We start from the raw sequence: 20,677 nt of genomic DNA, 5'->3' as shown, positions 1-20,677 counted from the left end.
CATTGACTGCCATGACCGGTCTCGATACTCCCCTGACGCCCCTTCGCTTTCTCGAACGCGCAGCGGAGGTCCACCCCCACAAGACCGCCGTGGTGGACGGGCCCAGGACATTCACCTACGAGCAGTTCGCTGCCGACGTCACCCGGCTCGCGCACGCACTGCGCGCGTCGGGTGTCGGCCACGGAGATCGGGTGGCCTACATCGCGTCCAACTCTGCAGAGCTGTTGTTCGCGCACTACGCGGTTCCACTGGCCGGTGCCGTTCTGGTCGCAATCAACACCAGACTGTCGCCCGCCGAGGTTCGCTACATCTGCGATCACTCCGGTTCGGTTCTGCTGGTGGGTGATTCGGAGCTGCTGTCCGGACTCGGAACAGATCCGATCGCCGATTCGGTCCGTGAGATCGTCGAGACACCCGCCGTCGACGGCAGTTACGCAACGCTGCCGCACGCCACTCGATACGATGCCTTCCTCGAGAGAGGCTCCGACGATCCACTGGAGTGGGAGGTCGACGACGAGACGTCAACCATCACGATCAACTACACCTCGGGCACCACCGGTCGACCCAAGGGCGTGATGTACACCCACCGCGGTGCCTATCTCAATTCGCTCGGAGAACTGCACCACCAGGGATTCGGCATCGACACCCGATACCTGTGGACACTGCCGATGTTCCACTGCAACGGATGGTGCACCACCTGGGCGGTCACGGCCGCGTCGGGCACGCACGTGTGCCTCCGCGGAGTGCGCGGAGACGCTATCTGGTCGGCCATCGACAACGGTGTCGATCACCTTGCCGGCGCGCCGACGGTGCTGACCACTCTTGCCACTGCCGCAGAGGCGCATTCGCTCGACAGACCCCTGACCATCGTCACGGCGGGCGCTCCACCGAGTCCGACGATCATCAGCAAGATCCGAGCGCTGGGAGCGACGCTCGTACACGTGTACGGCCTCACCGAGACCTACGGTCCGTACTCGGTGTGCGAGGCGAAACAGGAATGGCTCGAATTGGACGCCGACGACCAGGCTCAGCGCTTGGCTCGACAGGGAGTCGGCATGCTCACTGCCGACCGTTTGCGCGTGGTGCGAGACAAGCCGGATGCAGGCGGAACGTTGATCGACGTCGAACCCGACGGCGTCGAAATGGGTGAGATCGTCATGCGCGGCAACAACGTCATGAAGGGGTACTACGACGACGCAGCCGGTACGACGCAGGCCTTCGCGGGCGGCTGGTTCCATTCAGGAGATCTCGGGGTGATGCATCCCGACGGCTACGTTCAGCTGCTCGATCGTGCCAAGGACGTCGTCATTTCCGGCGGCGAGAACATCTCGACGATCGAGGTCGAACAGGCACTTGCCAGCCACCCAGCCGTCGCCGATGTGGCGGTCATCGGAGTGCCGGACGACAAATGGGGAGAGCGACCGAAGGCATTCGTGGTGCTGGTGCCGGGTGCGGACGCCTCCGAGGCAGAGCTCGTGTCGCACGTGAAATCGGCTATCGCGTCGTACAAAGCCCCGCGCGCAGTCGAATTCATCGTCGAGTTGCCGAAGACATCGACCGGCAAGATCCGAAAGAAGGAGTTGCGCGACGCCGAGTGGGGCACGTCCACGTCGAAGATCAACGGGTAGCCCGGAAGGTCAGGCCATCTGCACACCAGCGATTTCGGTGACGCCGCCCTTGCCATCGAACGACAACTGCCGAAAGGCCACCTTCTCGACGAAGAACCTGTCGTGACTCACCAGAATCACCGCACCGGGAAACGCCATCAAGGCGCGTTCGAGTACCTGAGTGCTCTGCAGGTCGAGATGGTTGGTGGGCTCGTCGAGCACGATGACGCCTGCGCCGAACAGTAGGCACTGAGCCAGGGCAACGCGCGCTTTCTGGCCTCCGGACAGAACTCCGATCTTCGACTTGAGATCCAGCTCGGAGAACTGCAGCAGCGTCAGGAAGCGGTGCACTTCCTTCTTCGTTGCCGTGAGTGCGAGACTGCCCGGCATTGCGTTGACCGAATGCGACACGGTGTCGTCGAGATCGAGATCGGCCAGCACCTGGTTGTAGTAGATGAACGACGGAGCCTTGGTCTTCCATTTGATCTTGCCGTCGTCCGGTTGCTCGGCACCGACGAGGATGTCCACCAGAGTGGTCTTTCCACATCCGTTGGGTCCGGTGATGGCAATGCGGTCGCCGCGGTGCACGGTGAACGAGATGTTCTCGAAGAGTCGTTGCTCGCCATAGCTTTTGGAGATCCCCGTGATCTCGGCCAGGTTGTCGTGCACGTGCAGTCCGCCGTAGATTGCAGTGACCACTGTGTCGACCGGGCGCGGACTCTTGCTCTTCTTGATGTTCGCCAGCCGACGCTTGAGCACCCCGCTGGGGTTCTTCACGGCTTCCTTGCGATCGCTGATCGCTTCCTGCTCGTAGGCCAGCAATTGTTGTTCGTTGCTGAACTCACGTTCGAGGTTCTTGAGCCTGAACTGCTTCTGCTGAACGTATTCCGAATAGCTTCCGTCGTACGTCTGCAGGTGATGGTTCTCGATTTCGACGATGCTGGTGACGACCTGCTCGAGAAACGCACGGTCGTGCGAGACGACGAGGAGCGCACCGCGGAAGTCACGTAGCCACCGTTCGAGCCAGGCGATTCCGGCAACGTCGAGGAAGTTGGTCGGCTCGTCGAGCAGCAGGACGTCGGGTGCCTCGATCAGGATCTTGGCCAGCGCGGCGCGGTTGCGCCAACCACCCGACAGTCGATCGACGGGTAGCTCACGTCGTTCGGCGTTGAATCCGAGCATCGACAGCACCGTGTCGATCTGCTGGTGGTAGGTCCAACCGCCGCTGTTCTCCATGGCGTCGAGCAGTTCGGCTTGCCGATCGACGAGCTTGTACATCTGCTTCTCGTCGAGATCACCGCCGAGTGCTGCCTCGACTTCGGCCAACTCGACCTCGATCGCGTGGACAGCGACGAAAAGCGATTCGAGCTCCGCTTGGATGCTGCGATCGCCGTCGAGTTCCGAGAACTGTGAGAAGTACCCGATTCGTGCGCCCTCGGTGACATCGACGGTTCCGGAATCGGGCGTCTCACGCCCGAGAAGGAGCTGCAGCAGGGTGGTCTTGCCCGTGCCGTTGCGGCCGATCAGACCGATGCGATCGCCGTCAGCGAGACGAAAGAACACCTCGCGCAACATCACCTTCTGGTCGTATCCCTTGGCGACGTCGTTCAAGCGGATCCAGCTCAAGCGTTCACTTCTCCTGAAAAAACGGGTCCGCTGAGTCGTCGAACCGGGCCAGCTCACTGTAGCCGGGCTGGAGCCGTCGCCATCCCCGTCGTCCGCCTGATCGGCTCCCCTACTTCGAATGACCGACGCCGATCGGAGGCACATATCCAGAACCGAGGGGCTGATTCACACCTCGCCGTCGGCCACACTCATCGGTCGGTGATGGTCGCGAGCGAATCGACAGGCGGGGAGACCACCACGGGATCGCGGCCGGACCACAAATCCAGCACGGCCTTGGGACGCGCCAACAACTCTCGCGCGTAATTACGCACCACCGCAAGGGTATTGCAGTCGATGCACTCCGCCGTGACCCCATCGACGTCGAGGTCCATGTCCTCGCACAACGCTACTGCTCGCGATACATGAAGGGGTTGGCTGATGATGAGTCCGCGTTCGACCCCGAAGGTCTCTTTCGCCCGTGCGCAGGTGTCGTAAGTGTCGATGCCGTGATCGTCTCCGATGATCACCGCAGGATCGATTCCGTGCTCGATCAGATAGTCGGTCATCGCTTGAATCTCGTTGCCCGAGTTACCGTCTGCATCACCGGAAACCAAAATTGCCTTGATCTTCCCCGCCGCCATCAACGCAATCGCAGTGTCGAGACGTCCGGAGAGAAATCGCATCGGCTTGCCGTCGCGCACCTGTGCACCGAGGACGATGGCCACCGGTGCGTCCGGCGCATCCTCGACGTCGTAGACCTTCCCCGCCGTCGTGTATGCCACCCACCCGGCCGATGCCAGAACGACGGCCACCAGGGCTGCGACCACCGCGCAGAAGACACGAACGAGTCGCCCGGCCAATCCTCGGGGCTTCGATACGGTACTCATGATCTCGTTTCGTCGGTGGGAAGAAACCTCAAGCTAACCCACCAATACGGAGTCCGAGCGTCCCCGAAGCGCACCCATACCGATTCCACAGTGATCCCTCAGAGCCCGCCCCTGCTTGATTGCACTGTTCGGACACGGAGTACCGTTCGATCAGTGAATCCGCTGCTGACCTCTCGACGCTATGTCGACTTGCGTCTGCAAGCCAGCGCTACCTGTTGACGGTTCTCTAGACCGCATCCCCTCCGCTCGGCCGATCGGCCGGCGAGTATTTCTGTCGTCCATCCTCGGCGACACCTCTCCTTTTCGAAAGGCATATCCATGTCTGCGCCCAGCGCTACCCGAACGCGCCGTGTCCCTACCTGGGCAACCGCGTTCGGTCCACAGATCGTTGCCGGTCTCGTCCTCGGTGTCGTATTCGGACTCATCGCCCGGTCGATGCCCGATGCTGCAGACGGCAACGAGAACTGGTTGGTCGGCACGCTGTCGACCATCGGTTCGAGCTACGTCAAACTGCTCACCGTCGCGGTGATCCCGCTGGTGTTCACCGCAATTGTCAGTTCGATCGCCAACCTGCGCGAAGTCACCAATGCCGCGCGTCTCGCCATTCAGACGCTGTGGTGGTTCGCCATCACGGCATTCATCGCCGTCATCATCGGCATCGTGATCGGGTTGGTCGCGCAGCCCGGTTCGCGTACCAGCGCAGGTGCCGATTCGGCGGGCGATCCGTCGAGTGTCGGATCGTGGTGGTCGTTCCTCACCGGACTGGTACCGAACAACTTTCTCGCACTCGGCGCGAAGACCACTGTCGCCGAGAGCGGCACCGCAACCACATCATTGAGCTTCAACATCTTGCAGTTGCTGGTCATCGCCGCTGCCATCGGTATCGCAGCGCTCAAGGTCGGCAAGAAGGCCGAGCCGTTCCTCGCGTTCAACGCGTCGCTGTTGGCCATCGTGCAGAAGGTTCTGTGGTGGATCATTCGCCTCGCGCCGATCGGCACCGCCGCACTCATCGGCAACGCGGTGGCGACCTACGGCTGGGATGCCATCGGCTCGCTCGGCGTCTTCACCGTGTCGATCTACGTCGGTCTGGCTGTGGTGTTCTTCGTGATATACCCGGTGATCGTTCGCGCACATGGACTTTCGGTACGCAACTTCTACTCGGGAGTGTGGCCTGCCACCCAGCTGGGCTTCGTTTCGCGTTCGTCGATCGGAACCCTGCCACTGACCGAACGCGTCACCGAACGTAACCTCGGAGTCCCGCGGGAGTACGCGTCGTTCGCTGTTCCTCTCGGGGCGACGACCAAGATGGACGGTTGCGCGGCAATCTATCCCGCGATCGCGGCACTGTTCGTCGCTCAGTTCTACGGCATCGATCTGACCATCACCGACTACCTGCTGATCATCGTGGTGTCCGTGATCGGTTCTGCAGCAACGGCAGGAACAACAGGTGCGACGGTGATGCTCACCCTCACGCTGTCGACCCTCGGATTGCCGTTGGCCGGCGTCGGTCTGCTGCTCGCAGTGGAGCCGATCGTGGACATGGGTCGCACCGCAGTCAACGTCACCGGTCAGGCATTGGTGCCGACCATCGTTGCCAAGCGCGAAGGAATTCTCGACCTCGAGCGCTACAACGCTCCGCGGAACGGCGATCCCTTCGTCGACGAGGAAGCGGAAGTGAAACTGGCCCGCTAGCAGCGTATTTCGAACGATCGATCCCGACGACCGAGCAACTGGGTCGTCGGGATCTTTCGTCTATCTCGGCGGGGACAGCGCCTCTACGGTGGCGGCAGTCGCGATATCCGTGGCCTCGACACTCGCGAAATAGTGTTGAAAGAACTCCCGCATCGTCTTGACGATCTCGATCTGCTGCTCGATCGCAAAGCGCGCGGAGCCCTCCTCGGCCACCGCGAGGCGATGAAATTTGGCTTGAAGTTGTTGGGCTGAGTCCAAGTCACCCCAAGACTGCGGCCAAGCAAGCGAAGTCGTCATTTCGAGCATCCGGTCGAGCTTCGTCAGATACTCGGCGCAAACAGCGTCGCAGCGAGCGGCGACTCCTGGTTCGACATCGAGTTCGCCCGCGACCGCCTGATCTCGGAGTGAACGCCAGTGGCCGAGATTGTGGTTCAGCCCGTACGGCTCCATTGTTTTCAGTGTCCTATCTAGGTCGGAAAGAACGGTTCCAAATCAGCTGCATGACGATTGACTTCGGTGCACGGTTCACCCTCCAGGTCGCGTGAACCCTTCTTTTGAAGGTCGAGCACGATCAGACCGTCATCCGTGTTCAGAGCGACTGCGCAACCGAGGAACTGCATCTCGTCGGCATGGCGCAGTTGGGTGGCGGTGCGCTCGGACAGTTTCAAGTCCACCCCGCGCACGAACGAGGGGCTGAGCAGCAATTCGTCGATGGACTCCAGCGATGACAAGACAGCAACGTAGTACCAGCTTTTCTGCGCGACCCCATCCCAGGTACAGCCCTTCCAGCCGGGGTACGTCGTGATGCCCGCGAAGTCCGGTCGCTCGGTGCTGACGTCCAATCCACTTGCGGTCACGGCAGATTTGGGGATGGTGCAGGGGTCGAATGGCTCCGGGCCGGCTGCCACCGTCGTCGATTCCGGCGAAGAGGATTCACTGGCGGCGGGTGTTCCCTGCGTCGATCCCGTGCAACCCGCCAACACCAGGGCCGAAGCACACACCGCCGCGAACCGCCGCCCACCCATTACCCGCATTCGTTCAACCTCTCGACACAGACGTCACTGAGAGGTTGGACGCGAGGGGCACCCGATCGGTTCCCTATACGCGCTGCGAGGCCTTGATCTTCTGCGACTCGACCGCGTGAACACTCCTACGCTCCGCCGCCCACACCCACAGGGCCAGCGATATCAGCGCGATCACTTCGGCGACGACGAGCACTCGCTCCACGTAACCGAGGGTGACCACCCGGTACCAGGGTCGCGGGCCGGTGGCACCGGCGACCAGTGCGTAAACGATGGGCAGCAACGTCACGACCGACAGCATGCTCAGTCCCAGAGTGATCCGGGCCCGAGCCGCCCACACGGCGTCACGAATCCAAGGACGGGAGAAGAGAAAGACGGCTACCGGGATGCTGACGAACGCCACAGCCGCACCGAGTCGGTGAATCGTCCCGCCGACGCTCAGCGACGCGTCGTTGGACCAATCCTGTTTCGGCACCGCGACGACGGCCACGAGTCCCACGGTCCACAGAGTCAGGCAGATCGACGCGGCCGATGTGGGCCGAGTGAGTCGATGCCGAAGTGCGGCCGCAAGAGTGAGTGCCGAACCGAAGGCGAGCAGGACGACCCCGATCGAGAACACCCATTGCTGCGCACCGAGTCCGTATTCGCTGATCGTGCGGCGCAAGTGCGAGGGCGTCTGCAAAGCGGTGTACAGATCGAGAACCAGCACCACCAGCGCACCCAACACGATCAACAGAGCGCCGATCCTGGCCGGTCGAATCTGCACCTTGTCTCCACCCTCCGGGACGACGTCGATCGCCGTCCACACTCCATGTTGCCCGAAGAACCGATCTACATCCCTTGACCGAGGCTGTAGCGTCGAATAACGTACAACCACATGGTTGTAGATCAGCTGGATGACGTCGGCATCGATCGCCTCTTCCAGGCATTCGCAGACACGACGCGTCGTGACATCGTCGCGAAGGTCACTGTCGGCGAGCAGTCGGTCTCTGAGTTGGCTTCCCACTACGCCATGAGTTTCGCCGCCGTACAGAAACACGTCGCAGTTCTCGAACGCGCTGCGGTGATCACGAAACAGAGGCGCGGCAGGGAGCAGATCGTGCGAGTTCGATTGGAGACCATCGCCCGAGCCCGCGCCTTGCTCGACGGATACGAAGAAATCTGGCGAGATCGCGTCGGGAGGATCGACGAACTTCTTTCCCAGGACGAGAAAGGCTGAATCATGCCGTTCATCAGCTCACACAAGGATGCAGAAAACTTGACCATGACCGTGGTCGCGGAGTTCGACGCGAAAGTAGAACGCGTCTGGCAGATCTGGGAGGACCCCCGTCAGCTCGAACGGTGGTGGGGTCCGCCGACATGGCCTGCGACATTCGTCTCCCACGACTTCGTTCCGGGCGGCAAGGCGTCGTACTACATGTCCGGGCCCGACGGCGAAAAGGCCGCTGGCTGGTGGCTTTTCACCGATATTTCAGCTCCGACCACGCTGTCCTTCGACGACGGGTTCGCCGACGATTCCGGCAACCCGTCGTCGACGCTGCCCGTCACGCACGCCGTGGTAACTCTCGAGGACGTCGACGGCAGAACGCGCATGACCATCCGGTCTCGATTCGACAGCCTGAGCCAGCTCGAAGAACTGGTCGCGATGGGCATGGAGGAAGGCATGGCGTCGGCAATCGGTCAGATCGACGCCGTCGTCGCCGAGTGATCGTCGTGCGTGGAAACTCGACCCCTGCTACGAGTTTCCGTGCACCTGCGGCGCAGCCGCTCTACTCGGGAACGGAGCTGACGGTGAACGGCTCGACGGGCTCTCCCCCACGCTTGTCGAACTGACTGTTGACCACGAGCAGTCGATCGTCCACTGCCGCAACGGTTGTGGGGTAGGCGAACGATGCATCGGTGATCTCACCGGTGACCGCGCCGGTTCTGCCGTCGTCATCGAGGTCGACCTTGGCGATGAGCCCGTCACGATTGCGGACGACGTACAAGGTGTCGTCGTCCATTTCGAGGCCGTCGCCGTTGGTCAGGGTCGCGCCGCCGAGGTCCACCTGCGTGACCTCTTTCGAGGTCTTGTCGATTCGATAGAGGTTGCCGGTACTGGACTGCACGACGATCAACGCCGATTCGTCGTCGTTCTCGACGATGCCGTTCGCGTTGAAGCCCTCCCCGTACGCGAACGGAGTGCCGTCGAAGCTCACGAACGTCTCCAACGGAGCGTCCTGCGTTCCGGCCGTCATCTGCTCGACGGGAATGCGGTACAACGCCGGGCTGCGTGAGTCCGTGATGTAGGCATCACCGTTGTCGGCAATGGCGACGTCGTTGAGGAATGTCGCATCGGTGCCGAGACCGTTGGTGAACGTTCCGATCAGATCACCGGAATCGGCGTCGTACACCCACACCTTGCCGGTGGCCCCACCGGCGATCACCAAGTAGTCGGCGCGATCGTCGTCGTCGGTCACGTCGATTCCGGCAGCCGCGGTGCGTCCGTCCGCGCCGCCGGGCAGGAACACCGAGACGTCCGGGGAGCCGACGGTTCCGCGGAACACCGCGCCATCGGATGTGGACGTCACATAGAACGTGTCGTCCGCGGCCGTGATGCCCTCGGGGAACACTCCACTGCCGGGCAGGTTGTAGACCGTCGCCGAGCTCGAATTCGGAGATGTCGACGCAGGCGTGGACGAATTGCTCGTCGTGGCCGGTGCCGGATCGGGCGAGTCCGAGGACCCGCAGGCACCCAGAAACAGTGTGGCGACGGCAACAGCGGGGGCTACTCGGGAGACTCGGTTCACACCGTCGAGTGTTCCATATGTCTCAATCTCCGAGCATTTCGCCTGGTGAGCAGATTTCAGGCCTATCAGTTTCGTACTGTCGTAGTCATGAGTGCCTCCTCCTCCCTTGCCGCAGCCGACAGCGACCTCGGAGGGATCGCCGGATGGGCAGTGAGTCTGATGGAGGCCATCGGTGGCCCCGGCGCAGGAATTGCGGTGGCCGCCGAGAACTTCTTCCCGCCGCTGCCGAGCGAGATCATCCTGCCGCTGGCGGGCTTCACCGCATCCCAGGGCGGGATGACTCTGCTGAGTGCGCTGTTCTGGACGACGGCCGGATCGGTACTCGGCGCACTGGTTCTGTACTGGCTCGGCGTCAAACTCGGACGCGACCGGATGTACGCCATCGTCGATCGGATGCCCTTCGTCGGAACCGACGATCTGACCAAGGCCGAGGATTGGTTCGCCCGCCACGGACGGTCGGCGGTGTTCTTCGGCCGCATGATCCCGATGGTCCGTTCGGGCATATCCATCCCGGCCGGAGTCTCCCGGATGCCGGTTCTGCAATTCCTGCTGTACACCACCCTCGGCAGCCTGATCTGGAACTCGATCTTCGTGCTTGCCGGCTATTTCCTCGGCGAGAACTGGCACTACGTGGAGAGCTACGCGTCGGTGTTCCAGTACGTCGTCATCGGCATCGTGGTCGCGCTGATCGGCTGGTTCGTGGTCAAGAAGGTGCGGTCCCGCCGCGTCGAGGTGCAGTGACTGCTCACAGATCGTCGATGTCGATGAACCCGTCCTGCAGCGCACGCACCAGCAACGTCGCTTTGGTCGGCGCCGTTCGTCCCACTGCCGTGTACTTCGCTCTGATGCGAGTCAGGTGTGTGTTGACGGTTCCCATCGAGAGATAGAGCGAGCGCGATGCCTCCGCTTTGGAATCCGAGATGAGCCATGCGGTGAGAACCTCGATTTCACGAGCGCTGAGCCGTGGGTCGGGGGCATCGCCGATGCGGATGTCGAGCACTGTCATGAAGATCCTCGTTTTCGGGCGTCACCGCTGTCCCGGTGGCGCTGACACGGCCAATGACACAGCACTCGCTCCGCTGCGTCACTCCAAGGAATGACCGAGGTTGCTCTCACCCGAGAGTGAACACTGTCACCTGCGCCGTCACAGTGGGCCTCACCTCGGTAAAGTCCGCCACTATGACCGAGCTCGACGCGACCGCCGCCCACTTCGTCGAGGCGGGTGTCACACTGTTGGTCACCCATCCGCAGAAGATTCTCGAACGCGGATTACGTATCGAAGACGTCGTTCACGAGGCCGACTCGTCGACGGCAACGTTCTTCCGCAAGTTCAGCACCAAATCCGACTTTCTCGCCACGGTCGTCGAACATTTGTCTCGAACTCCTCCACCCACCGACGTTCACGAGACTGTTCGCACCCAGATGACGGACAGCGGTGCGTCGATTCGCGCGACGGTGACTGCGCTTGTTGCGCGTTACTTCCCGGCGATCGTCGACCGGAGGAGCATCACCGAGTCTCTTCTCGATCTTGTTTTCAGCGGGCCGACTTCCGGGGCCCTCGCCGGAAGCTACCGCGTTCGAGACGATGCCGTACTCGAGGCATTCGAGGCACTGTTCGATCCCGACGGTGGAGCCTTTCGCCGTCCCTTCACGGCCCGATCGTTCGCCATGACAGTCAATGCTGTCGTCGACGGTTTTCGCATCCGCAGTCAGGTGGACGCCTCCTCCGTATCTCCCGATGTGATGTCCGACGCGGTGCTGGCCTTCCTCGGGGCCGTCGTCGACACGTCCGGACATCATCAGCACCTCGACGACGTCGTGCGGGATGTCGGAACACCGGTCGAGGAGCGGCCGCTTCCTCGCGATCCGCGTGCCGCGATCGTCACCGCGGCGCGCGACGAGTTCGGTAAGCGTGGGTACTTCATGACGCGTATGGACGACGTCGCCGATATCGCCGGAGTGCCGAGGGCAGCATGCAAGACTCTGTTTCCGACCAAGCCGTCCGTCATCGTTGCGGCACTGCAGAGCCGGGTCGATCGTCTCCGTGAGTCGGTGGCCGACGACCAACTGCTCGGCCTCGACGAGCTCACGATTCTGCAGAATCACATGCTGCGGTGCGCGCAACTCGCCTCCGAAGAACTCGAATTCATGGACGCTCTCCTCGTCGCCGTCGCCCACGACACTTACGGCGAGCCGGAGGGACTGATCTCGATCAAGGAGAAGCTCAACCTGCCGGCGATCATCGCACCGGTCATCGCGCGAGGGCAGGACACCGGCATCTTCCGAAAGAGCTCGAGCCCAGTCGATCTCGCGGCAGGCATTACCAACACTCTGCTGATGCGGTGTTTCACCCGACGACAGAACAGCCCGCAGGACAACGCGACGTTCGTCGGTGAACTCCTCCTCGACGGACTCAGTGCGCGCTGAGCATCGACCGCGTGCCATCGGGTCCCGCTGGATTTCTCCGGCGAACCGGTCGGGTGCAGTGAGGATCTCGTCTGCCTGCCACACCCACCTCGATTAGCAAAACGAATGGTATGAATATTGCGCGACGTTCGTCGCAATGGTGACGAACGGAGCGAGGGCGATGGACGAGGACACGCAGCCCACCGAACGCAACCATTCTGCGCTGCTGACCACACTCGTCCTGACGTCGATCGTGGCACTCGGCGTGGTCGCAGCGGGATTGACCGCTCCAGCCGAAGAGCCTGAATTGACTTCCCTACCAACAACATCGGCGACTCCCGTTCCGGAGCCCCCGCAACCTGAGTACGTGGTGGTCACCCCGGAAGTCGACGCGTCGGCGAGCATCCCGGGGTGCGATACCGTCGAGCCTCCGAGCGAATCCTCGTACTTCGGCATCGCCACGATGGGCGACGAGTCGTACGACAATCCAGCCGCCCCCTGGTACGACGGACCCAGAGCTCACCTCATGTCCGAGGCGTTGATGGCAGCGCTTCCCGCCGAGATCTCATCGACAAGGTCCTTGTACTTCGGCCCGATACCCGCGTCGGACGAATCTCAGGATTTCGTCCTCGACTCGGCGCATGCATCCGCCCCACTGGCTGCGGGTGGCGGGTCCGACTATCTCAGTGTTTCTGTCGGCCCGGCAGACTCGGCCGAACCACCACCGTGTGTGGCAGGACAAGTGGACGAGCGACGGAGTCTTTCGGACGGAACGGTGCTGGACGCCGACGACACGTGGCGCGAAACCAACGGTCAGCGGTCCTACTCCCGGACGGCCACCGCGTACACCCCGGACAACACTGTCGTGTCTGCCTCCGTCTCGGGCGGGAACGACCCGGACACGTTGACACTGACGCTCGACGACCTGGTCCGAATAGCCACCGATCCTGCGCTCAGAATCACTGCTCCCGTCCCTGCGGGAACACCGGGCAATGTCACCGACTGCTACGGCGGCTGGGACGACTCACCGACGGCCTCGTTCTCTCGCGACGAGACTCGAAGGCTCAACGACGCCTTACGCCGAGCCGACGTGGCAGCTCTAGCACCGACTCCACCCCTCGGCGCACTGCACACCAGTGACTTCGGTTCCGGGCTCTGTCAGACGGTGAACAGCACTGCCGGGCAACTCACGATCAGCGTTACTCGGGCCACGTCTGATATCGAATCCGATTCGACGACAACGGAGGAACCCCAGCTTCTGTCACCGAACGAGTACGGGACAGGGTCCTCGGTCTTCGTCGTCACGCCGTCAGGGCTCGAGATCGCGGTGTCGACGGACCGACCGACGGCGGATCCAGCATTGCTCGAGAATCTGGCGAACACACCAGGATTGGACCTTCCATGACGCGATGGAACGAGACGACGAAATTGGTCGTTGCGGCGGTCGTCACGACGCTGTCGGTCGGTGCTGCGGTAGTCGTTGTGGCACAGGACCGATCGACGACCATCAAGAAGATCACGGACTCCTCGGACGACGCGCCGGGGTTGGCGTGGGCCGTCGACGCGGCGGACATGGGGCTCGAGGGAGCTACCTTCGCCTCTCCGCGTACCGGTTCCATGTATGCGTGGGGTCTCGGCTCGATAGTGATCGGCGGTACAGCTCTCACACTGGCCGTGGTGTCCTCGGAATCCGGCAACGACGAGGCAGTCATGGTCGGAATCGACACCACGGACGGCACAGTTCTGTGGAAGACCCCGGCCCCGGACCTAGCGGCGTGCGCCGACGAGCCGCTCGACGGACAGCTCGTCTGCCACCAGCCCACCTGGGGCGAGACTCCCGGCTACGTCACCTTCGATCCGGCCACCGGCGAATCGCGAAACTACCCTACTGATCTCGATCTTTTCGCCGTCACCGTCGCAAACGATCGCGTGTACACGACATCGGGCGACCTAGAGGGCAACGATGTTCTGCTGCACCGCGGAACGCTGGAGAATCCGAGCGCAGAGTGGACGGTTCCGCTGCACGCGTGGGCCGGTTGGGAAGACGACTACGCCACCGCACTGAAGGTCGATGACGACATCGGAACCTTCGACGTCGGGGGCGGTTTCTCCACGTTCGACGCCGCGACCGGCCGACAACTCTGGAAGACGGACAGCCTCGAGGATTGCCTCGGAGCCGTGAGACGCACCGCAGGCGACCTGGCCATTGCATCGGTGCAAGATTGCGAAGGTACGGGTTCGGAATCGAAAGGGTCGGTCGCCTTCCGACTGGACGGCACGGTCCTCGCACGGTCGGACAGTCCTGTCGTACAACAGCCTTCACTGGACGAGCCCACCGACACGTCGATCCCGATCGTTCTCGGCGATACGGCCTTCGATCGCACCACAGGTGAGCAACTGTGGCGCGACGACGCCTTGTCGTACGACTTCCCCGGAGACGAACTCAACGAGCCCCGCACGTACGCCACTCTGAAGTACGTGATCGGCCATGTCGGGTTGCTGCAGGCATCCAACGGCACCACAGCGCTCGATCTGCGAGACGGCGAGCATCTGTGGCAGGCCGGGCTGACCGGCAGCATCATCGGGCGCGACGGTGATCTGATGTTGACCTCGGCCGGCACGGATCTGTCCGCGGTCGACGTGACCACCGGTGAGACCGAGTGGACTGCGTCGACGTCGATGATGTTTCCCGATGACGAATCGATGAGCTTCGAGATGCTGGTCGACGCCGCCGAGGGCAGCTATCTGGTGCAGTCGGGCACCAAACTGGCGATGCTGCAACCACTCCCCTGAATCAGTCCTTCGGAACGCGGTACCGGCCACCTTTGACGACGAACACCACGTATCCCAGAATGGCCAGCACGTACAGCGCCGTCGGTACCGCGAGAACCCAGACGCTGACGGAGTCGCCTGTGGTCGCGCCCGCAACGCCGGTGATCCAGGCGAAGAGCAATGCCGTTGCTGCGCCGATCCACTCGAGGTCCTCGGCCATCTTCCGGTTCAGCTCCGGTCGATTCTCGGCGGCAGTCCAGTACTCGTGCATCTTTCGACTCGGCAGATTCACCATGGACGCCGGAACCTTGGGCAACCACCAACCGATACTCGCGAACAACCCGATCATCGCGAATCCGATGCCGCCCATCGTGAGCAGGAAGGACAGCTTCGACTCCATGCGATCGACCTGACCGGACGCGTCGAAGTGCGCGGGAACTCGATCCCCCGCGGTGACGGCGACCCAGATCAGAGCAACGATGAACACCAGAGTTGACAGCAGCAGGGCCGCACGCGAAAGCTTCATCGAAGTCCACATTAGTGCCTCCAGCATCGGTGTGGTGCCGTGGCTCCGGGGCTTCCGCTCCCGTGTCACGGAAGGCACTTGTCCGCACCACTGCCGGAGGCACCGATGCCCAACAACGAGTTCGGGGACTTCCAGACCGCTATCGAGTTGGCACGTGCGTTGGTCAGCACCCTGCCTCGAACGGCGTGGACCCGCGTCCTCGAACCCACGTGCGGTGTCGGGAACTTCCTGTCGGCCATCGGGGAGCGTCATCCCGATGCAGAACGTGTCGGAATCGAGGTGCAACCCGAGTACGCCGCGGCCGCATCGGCATTCGGCCGAGTGATCACCGCCTCGATTTTCGATTTCGACCTTGCACGCGACATCGCATGGACATCTGCGACCGGCCCGACTCTCGTCGTCGGCAACCCACCATGGGTGACCAATTCTCAGCTCTCGGTTCTGGGCTCGAGCAACAGACCGGCTCGCGCGAACACCGAGAACGCGCGCGGAATAGATGCGATCACCGGAAGCTCCAATTTCGACATCGCAGAATTCATTTGGATCAAGCTCCTCGCCGAGTTCAGCGATAGACCGGTGACCATCGCGATGATCTGCAAGACCCAGGTTGCTAGAAACGTGCTGTTGCACTGCGCTCGGCAGCAGCTTCCGGTGACCGGTTCGAGTCTACGAATGATCGATGCGAAGAAGTGGTTCGACGCAGGGGTCGACGCCTGCTGGTTCACCGTGGAACTCGGGCCGGGTAAGACCGACTACACCGCGGCGACCTATCCGAGCATCGTTGCGTCACAACCGGACAACAGAATCGGGGTCATCGACGTCCAACTCGTCGCGAACGTCGATGCGTACCAGCGCAGCAAGCAGTTCGATGGCATCAGTTCACTGATGTGGCGGCAGGGCATCAAACACGACGCGTCTGCCGTCATGGAACTGACCGAGAACGACGGTCCACGAACCAAACTCGGAGCTTCGGTGGACGTCGAGAGCGAGTTCCTGTTTCCACTGTTCAAGTGCACCGATGTCTACCGCGGTAAGCTCACCGAAGTATCGCGGTGGATGATCGTTCCGCAGTCGCATACCGGTGACGACACCGCGCAGTTGGCGGACAGCGCGCCGAAGCTGTGGAAGTACCTGACCGACAACGCGGGTGCTCTCGATGGCCGAAAGTCGTCGATCTACCGCAACAGGGCGCGCTTCTGCATCTTCGGAGTGGGGCCGTACACGTTTGCGCCCTACAAGATCGCGATCTCCGGATTCCACAAGGTTCCGCAGTTCAGAATGATCGGCCCCTACGACGGCAGACCTGCGGTGTTCGACGATGCCACCTATCTCCTTCCGTTCGAGGACCCAGCGGCCTGCGCGGTTGCCCATGCGCTGTTGACCGGCCAGGAGGCCACGGATCTCATTGCTGCACTGGCTTTTTGGGACAGCAAACGACCGGTGACGAAGAAGCTGTTGCAACGCATCGACCTGAGCGCCATCGCACGTGCAACCGACCGGCGCGCCCTGCGGGACCGGGCGCGAGCCGTGCACCAGGACAGCAGCTCGATCGATCAGGCGATCGACAACTTCACAGATCCGACTTGATCGTTTCGGCAAATCGGTCGAGGAATGCGTCGTTGCGTTTGTAGTGCACCCAGGGACCGATCTTGGTGCTTGTCACCAGCTGCGCGCGTTGCAGCACGGCCATGTACTGCGAGGCGGTGGATTGAGACACGCCCGCCCTCGACTGAATGTGCTTGAGGCACACTCCCACATCTTCGGCCGGCTCGAGCTGCGGCGGAAAATCGCTCGGGTCCTTGAGCCACTGCATGATCGCCAATCTCGCGGGGTTGCTCAGCGCACCGAACACTGCTGCGAGCTCCGCGGGGTCCAGTTCGTCAGCCACCCTCGAAGCTTACTCCGATATCGCGATATCCCGATATGTGGTCTACTTGAGGCATCGCAATATCGCGATATCGAGATTGGAGTAGGTCATGTCACGCGTAGCAGTAGTAGTGGGAGCCAACGGAGTGATCGGCGGCAACTTGGTCGATCACCTGCAACGGACGGGCGAGTGGGACATCGTCGGGCTGTCACGCCGAGGTGGTACGGACGCCGGACGCGTCCGGCACATCGCGGTGGATCTGCTCGACGCCGACGAGACCCACCGTCGACTGGCGGAGCTGACCGACGTCACACACATCTTCTACGCCGCTTACCAGGAGAGACCGAGCTGGGCCGAACTCGTCGCCCCCAATCTCGCGATGCTCGTCAACGTGGTCACGGCCGTCGAGGAGAGCTCACCGGACCTCGAGCACGTGAGCCTGATGCAGGGCTACAAGGTGTACGGCGCGCACCTGGGCCCTTTCAAAACCCCGGCGCGAGAATCGGATCCGCCGCACATGCCGCCCGAGTTCAACGTCGATCAGCAGCAGTTTCTCGAGGCGCGGCAACTCGGTAAGCGGTGGACGTGGTCGGCGATCCGGCCGTCGGTGGTGTGCGGTGTCGCGCTGGGCAACCCGATGAATCTGGCCACCGTCATCGCCGTGTACGCCACCATGTGCAAGAAACTGGGCGTCCCCATGCGGTTTCCGGGCAAGCCCGGTGCCTTCGACGCACTGCTCGAGATGACAGATGCATCGTTGCTCGCCGAGGCGACAGTATGGGCGGCCACCACGCCGAGCTGCGCCAACCAGGCGTTCAACATCACCAACGGCGATCTGTTTCGCTGGAGCGACATGTGGCCGCGTGTCGCGGGTCTTTTCGACCTCGATACCGCAACTCCCCTACCGATGTCCTTGGCAGATGTCATGGCAGACAAGGAACCGCTGTGGAATTCGATCGTCGCCGAGAACGGGCTGCAGAAGATTCCGTATTCCGACGTATCGTCCTGGGCCTTCGGCGATTTCGTGTTCGCGTGGGACTACGACGTCCTTGCCGACGGTTCCAAAGCGCGTCGACTGGGTTTTCACCGTTTCGTCGACACCGAGGCGATGTTCGCCGAGATAGTCGCCGAGCTACGTCGCCAGCGAATCATTCCGTGAGGGAGCCACCCTGCGTACCGCCCGAGTGGGCCGGATAGTTTGAATCGGCACGAACGACGATAGAGACCTACGGGAGAACAATGCATCCGTTCGACACAGCAGTCGCCCTCGAGACCGTCGGCGACGGCACGTATCGCGGCAGGACATCACCGCCGTACAACAACATGGTCGGCCCGTTCGGTGGCATCACTGCTGCGACGTTCATCCGAGCCATCGAACGGCATCCGGAATGCCTCGGATCACCGGTCTCGCTGACGGTCAACTTCGCCGGTCCGGTGGCCGAGGGCGAATTCGAGATCTCGGCGCGCGCCGTGCGAACCAACCGGAGCAATCAGCACTGGTACCTCGAACTCGTCCAGGACGGTGCCGTCGCAACTACGGCTACGGCGGTGTTCGGAACCAGGCGCGAGACGTGGGACAACACCGAGGCCGTGGCACCGGCCGTCGCCTCCCCCGCCGAGACGCCCCGAGGCAACTTTCCCGACGCGATCGCCTGGGCGCAGAACTACGAGATGCGTTTCGTTGCAGGCGCTCTGAACGACCAGGAATCACCGGACTCGACCGAGACACTGTGGATCCGCGACACACCGCCACGTCCGGTGGACTTCGCTGCGCTGACCTCGCTCAGCGATGTGTTCTACCCCAGGATCTTTCAGCGCCTCGGTCGCTACGTGCCGGCCGGCACCATCTCGCTGACGATCCACTACTTCGCGACGCCCGAAGATCTCGAGCAGCACTCCGACGGGTACGTCCTCGGTACCGCACGAGCACGCCGGTTCCATCAGGGCTATTTCGATCAGACGGCAGAACTGTGGACCGAAGGTGGAACGTTGCTGGCCACGAGCCACCAGGTGGTGTACTACAAGGTCTGACCCACTCCGACCGACTGTTCCAGCACGCGCCGCACTGCTCCGCGGGCACCGCTGTCCTGAAGCGAGCGCTTGGCCCTTTGGTACGCCCCGCGTAGCCGCGGACTCGTCGCCAGATCACCGAACACGGCTGGGTTCGCCAGGAAAGCGCCGGGGTTGTCGTGATCCTCCCACGACAAACGCTGCAGGTGTTCGGCGTTCGCGTCGACCATCGGGATGTCCCCACGCTCGTGGACTCCGCACCACGCGGCGAGCACCAGCGCTCCGTGGTCGACCGATCGGTCCTGTGCCAGCCGGTCGCGGATCACCGGCAGCACGAACTTCGGGATGCGGGCGGACGCGTCGACGATCTGACGTTCGAGCGTGTCTCGCACCGCATGGCTCGAAAAACGTTGCAGCAGTTGTTCGATGTAGGTGTCGATGTCGATTCCGTCGACCGGGTCGAGCGTCGGTGCAGCCTCGGTTCGCATGTACGACGCCACGAACTCGTACAGGTCGGGACTTCCCATCACCTCGTGCACGTGGGTGTAGCCGGCGAGGATACCGAGATAGCTCAGTGCTTGGTGAGATCCGTTGAGCAGCCGCAGTTTCATGTGTTCGTACGGTGCGACGTCGGCGACGAGTTGCACTCCGACCTCGCCGAAGGGCGGTCGGCCGAACGAGAAGGTGTCTTCGACCACCCACTGCGAGAACGATTCCGACCGCACCGGCCAGCCGTCGTCGATTCCGAAGTCGCAGCGCACGTCGTCGATGACTGCGGTCGTCGTAGCAGGGGTGATGCGGTCGACCATCGAGTTGGGAAACGCGACCGATGCGTCGATCCAGTCTGCCAGGTCGGCGTCGTGCCGACGGGCGAAGGAGGTCAATGCCGTTCGGGTCACCGACCCGTTGTGGACGATGTTGTCGCACGACATCACGGTGAACGGCGGAATCCCGTGGTACCGGCGGGTGGCGAGCGCAACGGTCAGAAAGCCGAAGACACTCGACGGTATCGAGAGGTCCCGGAGATCGTCGAGCACTGCAGGATCGCTGGGCTCGAATGCACCGGTGATGTCGTCCACGCCGTAGCCCGCCTCGGTGATCGTCAGTGACACGATCATCGTGGCGGGTGAGCTGAGCACATCGAGTACCCCCTGGGGATCCTCGGGCGCGAAGACGAAATCCGCGACCGAACCGATGACCCGGGCGTCGCGTCGACCGTCCGGATCCACCGTGACCAGGGTGTAGAGGTGGTCCTGCGAGTCGAGGACGTCACCGATCTTCCTGTCTCCCGGCAACACTCCCACTCCACACAGTGCCCAGTCGAGATGGCCGGCCGCGAGAAGCCGATCGAAGTACACCGCCTGATGAGCGCGATGAAAAGCACCGACTCCGAAATGCACCACACCGCAGTGCAGTTCGTCCAAGTCGTAGTCCGGCTTCGCGACGGTCGCGGGCAGGTGTTCCAACGTCGCGCGGCGAAGCTCGGTCATGACA

At 62.6% G+C, this 20,677-nt stretch carries 21 protein-coding genes; 11 read left to right on the top strand and 10 right to left on the bottom strand.

All coding sequences use genetic code 11. From position 1 onward, the window contains the following. Window positions 1-11: 11 nt before the first annotated feature. Complete coding sequence (locus tag CH291_RS18535) at window positions 12-1,628, top strand: AMP-binding protein (RefSeq protein ID WP_068050914.1); 1,617 nt, start codon at window positions 12-14, stop codon at window positions 1,626-1,628. A gap of 9 nt (window positions 1,629-1,637) precedes the next feature. Here CH291_RS18535 and CH291_RS18530 read toward each other — a convergent pair whose 3' ends face one another. Together CH291_RS18530 and CH291_RS18525 are read right to left on the bottom strand one after the other, a co-directional pair. Further along, a complete protein-coding gene (locus CH291_RS18530; RefSeq protein WP_179276603.1) occupies window positions 1,638-3,233 on the bottom strand; it encodes an ABC-F family ATP-binding cassette domain-containing protein in 1,596 nt (531 codons plus the stop codon). A 188-nt stretch (window positions 3,234-3,421) separates the two neighbouring features. Beyond that, complete coding sequence (locus CH291_RS18525) at window positions 3,422-4,099, bottom strand: SanA/YdcF family protein (RefSeq protein WP_094688295.1); 678 nt, start codon at window positions 4,097-4,099, stop codon at window positions 3,422-3,424. A gap of 318 nt (window positions 4,100-4,417) precedes the next feature. Between CH291_RS18525 and CH291_RS18520 the strand changes: the two genes are divergently transcribed. Continuing rightward, window positions 4,418-5,791 carry a dicarboxylate/amino acid:cation symporter gene (locus CH291_RS18520; protein ID WP_094688294.1) on the top strand — a complete coding sequence of 458 codons (1,374 nt, stop codon included), beginning with the start codon at window positions 4,418-4,420 and terminating at the stop codon, window positions 5,789-5,791. A gap of 60 nt (window positions 5,792-5,851) precedes the next feature. Here the strand turns inward: CH291_RS18520 and CH291_RS18515 are convergent, their stop codons facing one another. The 3 genes from CH291_RS18515 to CH291_RS18505 form a co-directional block, all read right to left on the bottom strand. After that, window positions 5,852-6,241 (bottom strand): hypothetical protein, encoded by a 390-nt coding sequence (locus tag CH291_RS18515; RefSeq protein WP_094639999.1) that lies wholly within the window; start codon window positions 6,239-6,241, stop codon window positions 5,852-5,854. Window positions 6,242-6,258: 17 nt separating this feature from the next. After that, window positions 6,259-6,816, bottom strand: a complete 558-nt coding sequence (locus tag CH291_RS18510; protein WP_256980903.1) for a DUF3558 domain-containing protein — start codon at window positions 6,814-6,816, stop codon at window positions 6,259-6,261. 73 nt (window positions 6,817-6,889) lie between these two features. Continuing rightward, on the bottom strand, window positions 6,890-7,579 hold the full coding sequence (locus CH291_RS18505) for a DUF998 domain-containing protein (protein ID WP_094688342.1): 690 nt from the start codon (window positions 7,577-7,579) through the stop codon (window positions 6,890-6,892). A 111-nt stretch (window positions 7,580-7,690) separates the two neighbouring features. On the opposite strand from CH291_RS18505, the gene CH291_RS18500 reads away from it, so the two are divergent. Next, complete coding sequence (locus CH291_RS18500; RefSeq protein WP_094639997.1) at window positions 7,691-8,032, top strand: ArsR/SmtB family transcription factor; 342 nt, start codon at window positions 7,691-7,693, stop codon at window positions 8,030-8,032. 3 nt (window positions 8,033-8,035) lie between these two features. Further along, complete coding sequence (locus CH291_RS18495) at window positions 8,036-8,521, top strand: SRPBCC family protein (RefSeq protein ID WP_094639996.1); 486 nt, start codon at window positions 8,036-8,038, stop codon at window positions 8,519-8,521. A 61-nt stretch (window positions 8,522-8,582) separates the two neighbouring features. On the opposite strand, the gene CH291_RS18490 is transcribed toward CH291_RS18495, so the two are convergent. After that, on the bottom strand, window positions 8,583-9,602 hold the full coding sequence (locus tag CH291_RS18490) for an SMP-30/gluconolactonase/LRE family protein (protein WP_094668963.1): 1,020 nt from the start codon (window positions 9,600-9,602) through the stop codon (window positions 8,583-8,585). A gap of 87 nt (window positions 9,603-9,689) precedes the next feature. On the opposite strand from CH291_RS18490, the gene CH291_RS18485 reads away from it, so the two are divergent. Then, a complete protein-coding gene (locus CH291_RS18485; protein WP_094639994.1) occupies window positions 9,690-10,343 on the top strand; it encodes a DedA family protein in 654 nt (217 codons plus the stop codon). A 4-nt stretch (window positions 10,344-10,347) separates the two neighbouring features. Here CH291_RS18485 and CH291_RS18480 read toward each other — a convergent pair whose 3' ends face one another. Beyond that, window positions 10,348-10,608: a LuxR C-terminal-related transcriptional regulator gene (locus CH291_RS18480; protein WP_068046957.1), complete on the bottom strand. Its 261-nt coding sequence runs from the start codon at window positions 10,606-10,608 to the stop codon at window positions 10,348-10,350. A 173-nt stretch (window positions 10,609-10,781) separates the two neighbouring features. On the opposite strand from CH291_RS18480, the gene CH291_RS18475 reads away from it, so the two are divergent. From CH291_RS18475 to CH291_RS18465, 3 genes are all read left to right on the top strand, one after another. Further along, the gene (locus tag CH291_RS18475) at window positions 10,782-12,029 is read left to right on the top strand and encodes a TetR family transcriptional regulator C-terminal domain-containing protein (protein ID WP_094668954.1); all 1,248 of its coding nucleotides are present in this window, start codon (window positions 10,782-10,784) and stop codon (window positions 12,027-12,029) included. 160 nt (window positions 12,030-12,189) lie between these two features. Next, complete coding sequence (locus CH291_RS18470) at window positions 12,190-13,413, top strand: hypothetical protein (RefSeq protein WP_141215341.1); 1,224 nt, start codon at window positions 12,190-12,192, stop codon at window positions 13,411-13,413. Next, a complete protein-coding gene (locus tag CH291_RS18465) occupies window positions 13,410-14,801 on the top strand; it encodes an outer membrane protein assembly factor BamB family protein (RefSeq protein ID WP_068046966.1) in 1,392 nt (463 codons plus the stop codon). The genes CH291_RS18470 and CH291_RS18465 overlap by 4 nt, the downstream gene beginning before the upstream one ends. 1 nt (window position 14,802) lies before the next feature. On the opposite strand, the gene CH291_RS18460 is transcribed toward CH291_RS18465, so the two are convergent. Further along, complete coding sequence (locus CH291_RS18460) at window positions 14,803-15,306, bottom strand: DUF1648 domain-containing protein (protein ID WP_231893676.1); 504 nt, start codon at window positions 15,304-15,306, stop codon at window positions 14,803-14,805. A gap of 78 nt (window positions 15,307-15,384) precedes the next feature. Here CH291_RS18460 and CH291_RS18455 point away from each other — a divergent pair, with 78 nt between their 5' ends. Next, window positions 15,385-16,893 (top strand): SAM-dependent methyltransferase, encoded by a 1,509-nt coding sequence (locus tag CH291_RS18455; RefSeq protein ID WP_256980900.1) that lies wholly within the window; start codon window positions 15,385-15,387, stop codon window positions 16,891-16,893. Here the strand turns inward: CH291_RS18455 and CH291_RS18450 are convergent. Then, the gene (locus tag CH291_RS18450; RefSeq protein WP_068046973.1) at window positions 16,877-17,194 is read right to left on the bottom strand and encodes an ArsR/SmtB family transcription factor; all 318 of its coding nucleotides are present in this window, start codon (window positions 17,192-17,194) and stop codon (window positions 16,877-16,879) included. The two genes, CH291_RS18455 and CH291_RS18450, sit on opposite strands and share 17 nt — an antisense overlap. A gap of 88 nt (window positions 17,195-17,282) precedes the next feature. On the opposite strand from CH291_RS18450, the gene CH291_RS18445 reads away from it, so the two are divergent. Further along, the gene (locus CH291_RS18445; protein ID WP_094639989.1) at window positions 17,283-18,332 is read left to right on the top strand and encodes an SDR family oxidoreductase; all 1,050 of its coding nucleotides are present in this window, start codon (window positions 17,283-17,285) and stop codon (window positions 18,330-18,332) included. Window positions 18,333-18,412: 80 nt separating this feature from the next. Next, the gene (locus CH291_RS18440) at window positions 18,413-19,204 is read left to right on the top strand and encodes an acyl-CoA thioesterase (protein ID WP_094688291.1); all 792 of its coding nucleotides are present in this window, start codon (window positions 18,413-18,415) and stop codon (window positions 19,202-19,204) included. On the opposite strand, the gene CH291_RS18435 is transcribed toward CH291_RS18440, so the two are convergent. Continuing rightward, window positions 19,192-20,673: a mannitol dehydrogenase family protein gene (locus CH291_RS18435; protein ID WP_094639987.1), complete on the bottom strand. Its 1,482-nt coding sequence runs from the start codon at window positions 20,671-20,673 to the stop codon at window positions 19,192-19,194. The genes CH291_RS18440 and CH291_RS18435 overlap by 13 nt on opposite strands. Window positions 20,674-20,677 lie beyond the last annotated feature (4 nt).

This window comes from Rhodococcus sp. 14-1411-2a, assembly GCF_002259485.1.
Lineage (GTDB): Bacteria > Actinomycetota > Actinomycetes > Mycobacteriales > Mycobacteriaceae > Rhodococcoides.
Note: the sequence above shows the minus strand (reverse complement) of the source record. Positions and strands in the feature narration are given on the sequence as shown.

Coding starts and splice junctions, on each gene's coding strand:
- CH291_RS18535 (WP_068050914.1), top strand. CDS start 12: ATGACCGGTCTCGATACTCCCCTGACGCCCCTTCGCTTTCTCGAACGC.
- CH291_RS18525 (WP_094688295.1), bottom strand. CDS start 4,099: ATGAGTACCGTATCGAAGCCCCGAGGATTGGCCGGGCGACTCGTTCGT.
- CH291_RS18520 (WP_094688294.1), top strand. CDS start 4,418: ATGTCTGCGCCCAGCGCTACCCGAACGCGCCGTGTCCCTACCTGGGCA.
- CH291_RS18515 (WP_094639999.1), bottom strand. CDS start 6,241: ATGGAGCCGTACGGGCTGAACCACAATCTCGGCCACTGGCGTTCACTC.
- CH291_RS18510 (WP_256980903.1), bottom strand. CDS start 6,816: ATGGGTGGGCGGCGGTTCGCGGCGGTGTGTGCTTCGGCCCTGGTGTTG.
- CH291_RS18500 (WP_094639997.1), top strand. CDS start 7,691: ATGGTTGTAGATCAGCTGGATGACGTCGGCATCGATCGCCTCTTCCAG.
- CH291_RS18495 (WP_094639996.1), top strand. CDS start 8,036: ATGCCGTTCATCAGCTCACACAAGGATGCAGAAAACTTGACCATGACC.
- CH291_RS18485 (WP_094639994.1), top strand. CDS start 9,690: ATGAGTGCCTCCTCCTCCCTTGCCGCAGCCGACAGCGACCTCGGAGGG.
- CH291_RS18480 (WP_068046957.1), bottom strand. CDS start 10,608: ATGACAGTGCTCGACATCCGCATCGGCGATGCCCCCGACCCACGGCTC.
- CH291_RS18475 (WP_094668954.1), top strand. CDS start 10,782: ATGACCGAGCTCGACGCGACCGCCGCCCACTTCGTCGAGGCGGGTGTC.
- CH291_RS18470 (WP_141215341.1), top strand. CDS start 12,190: ATGGACGAGGACACGCAGCCCACCGAACGCAACCATTCTGCGCTGCTG.
- CH291_RS18465 (WP_068046966.1), top strand. CDS start 13,410: ATGACGCGATGGAACGAGACGACGAAATTGGTCGTTGCGGCGGTCGTC.
- CH291_RS18460 (WP_231893676.1), bottom strand. CDS start 15,306: ATGAAGCTTTCGCGTGCGGCCCTGCTGCTGTCAACTCTGGTGTTCATC.
- CH291_RS18445 (WP_094639989.1), top strand. CDS start 17,283: ATGTCACGCGTAGCAGTAGTAGTGGGAGCCAACGGAGTGATCGGCGGC.
- CH291_RS18440 (WP_094688291.1), top strand. CDS start 18,413: ATGCATCCGTTCGACACAGCAGTCGCCCTCGAGACCGTCGGCGACGGC.
- CH291_RS18435 (WP_094639987.1), bottom strand. CDS start 20,673: ATGACCGAGCTTCGCCGCGCGACGTTGGAACACCTGCCCGCGACCGTC.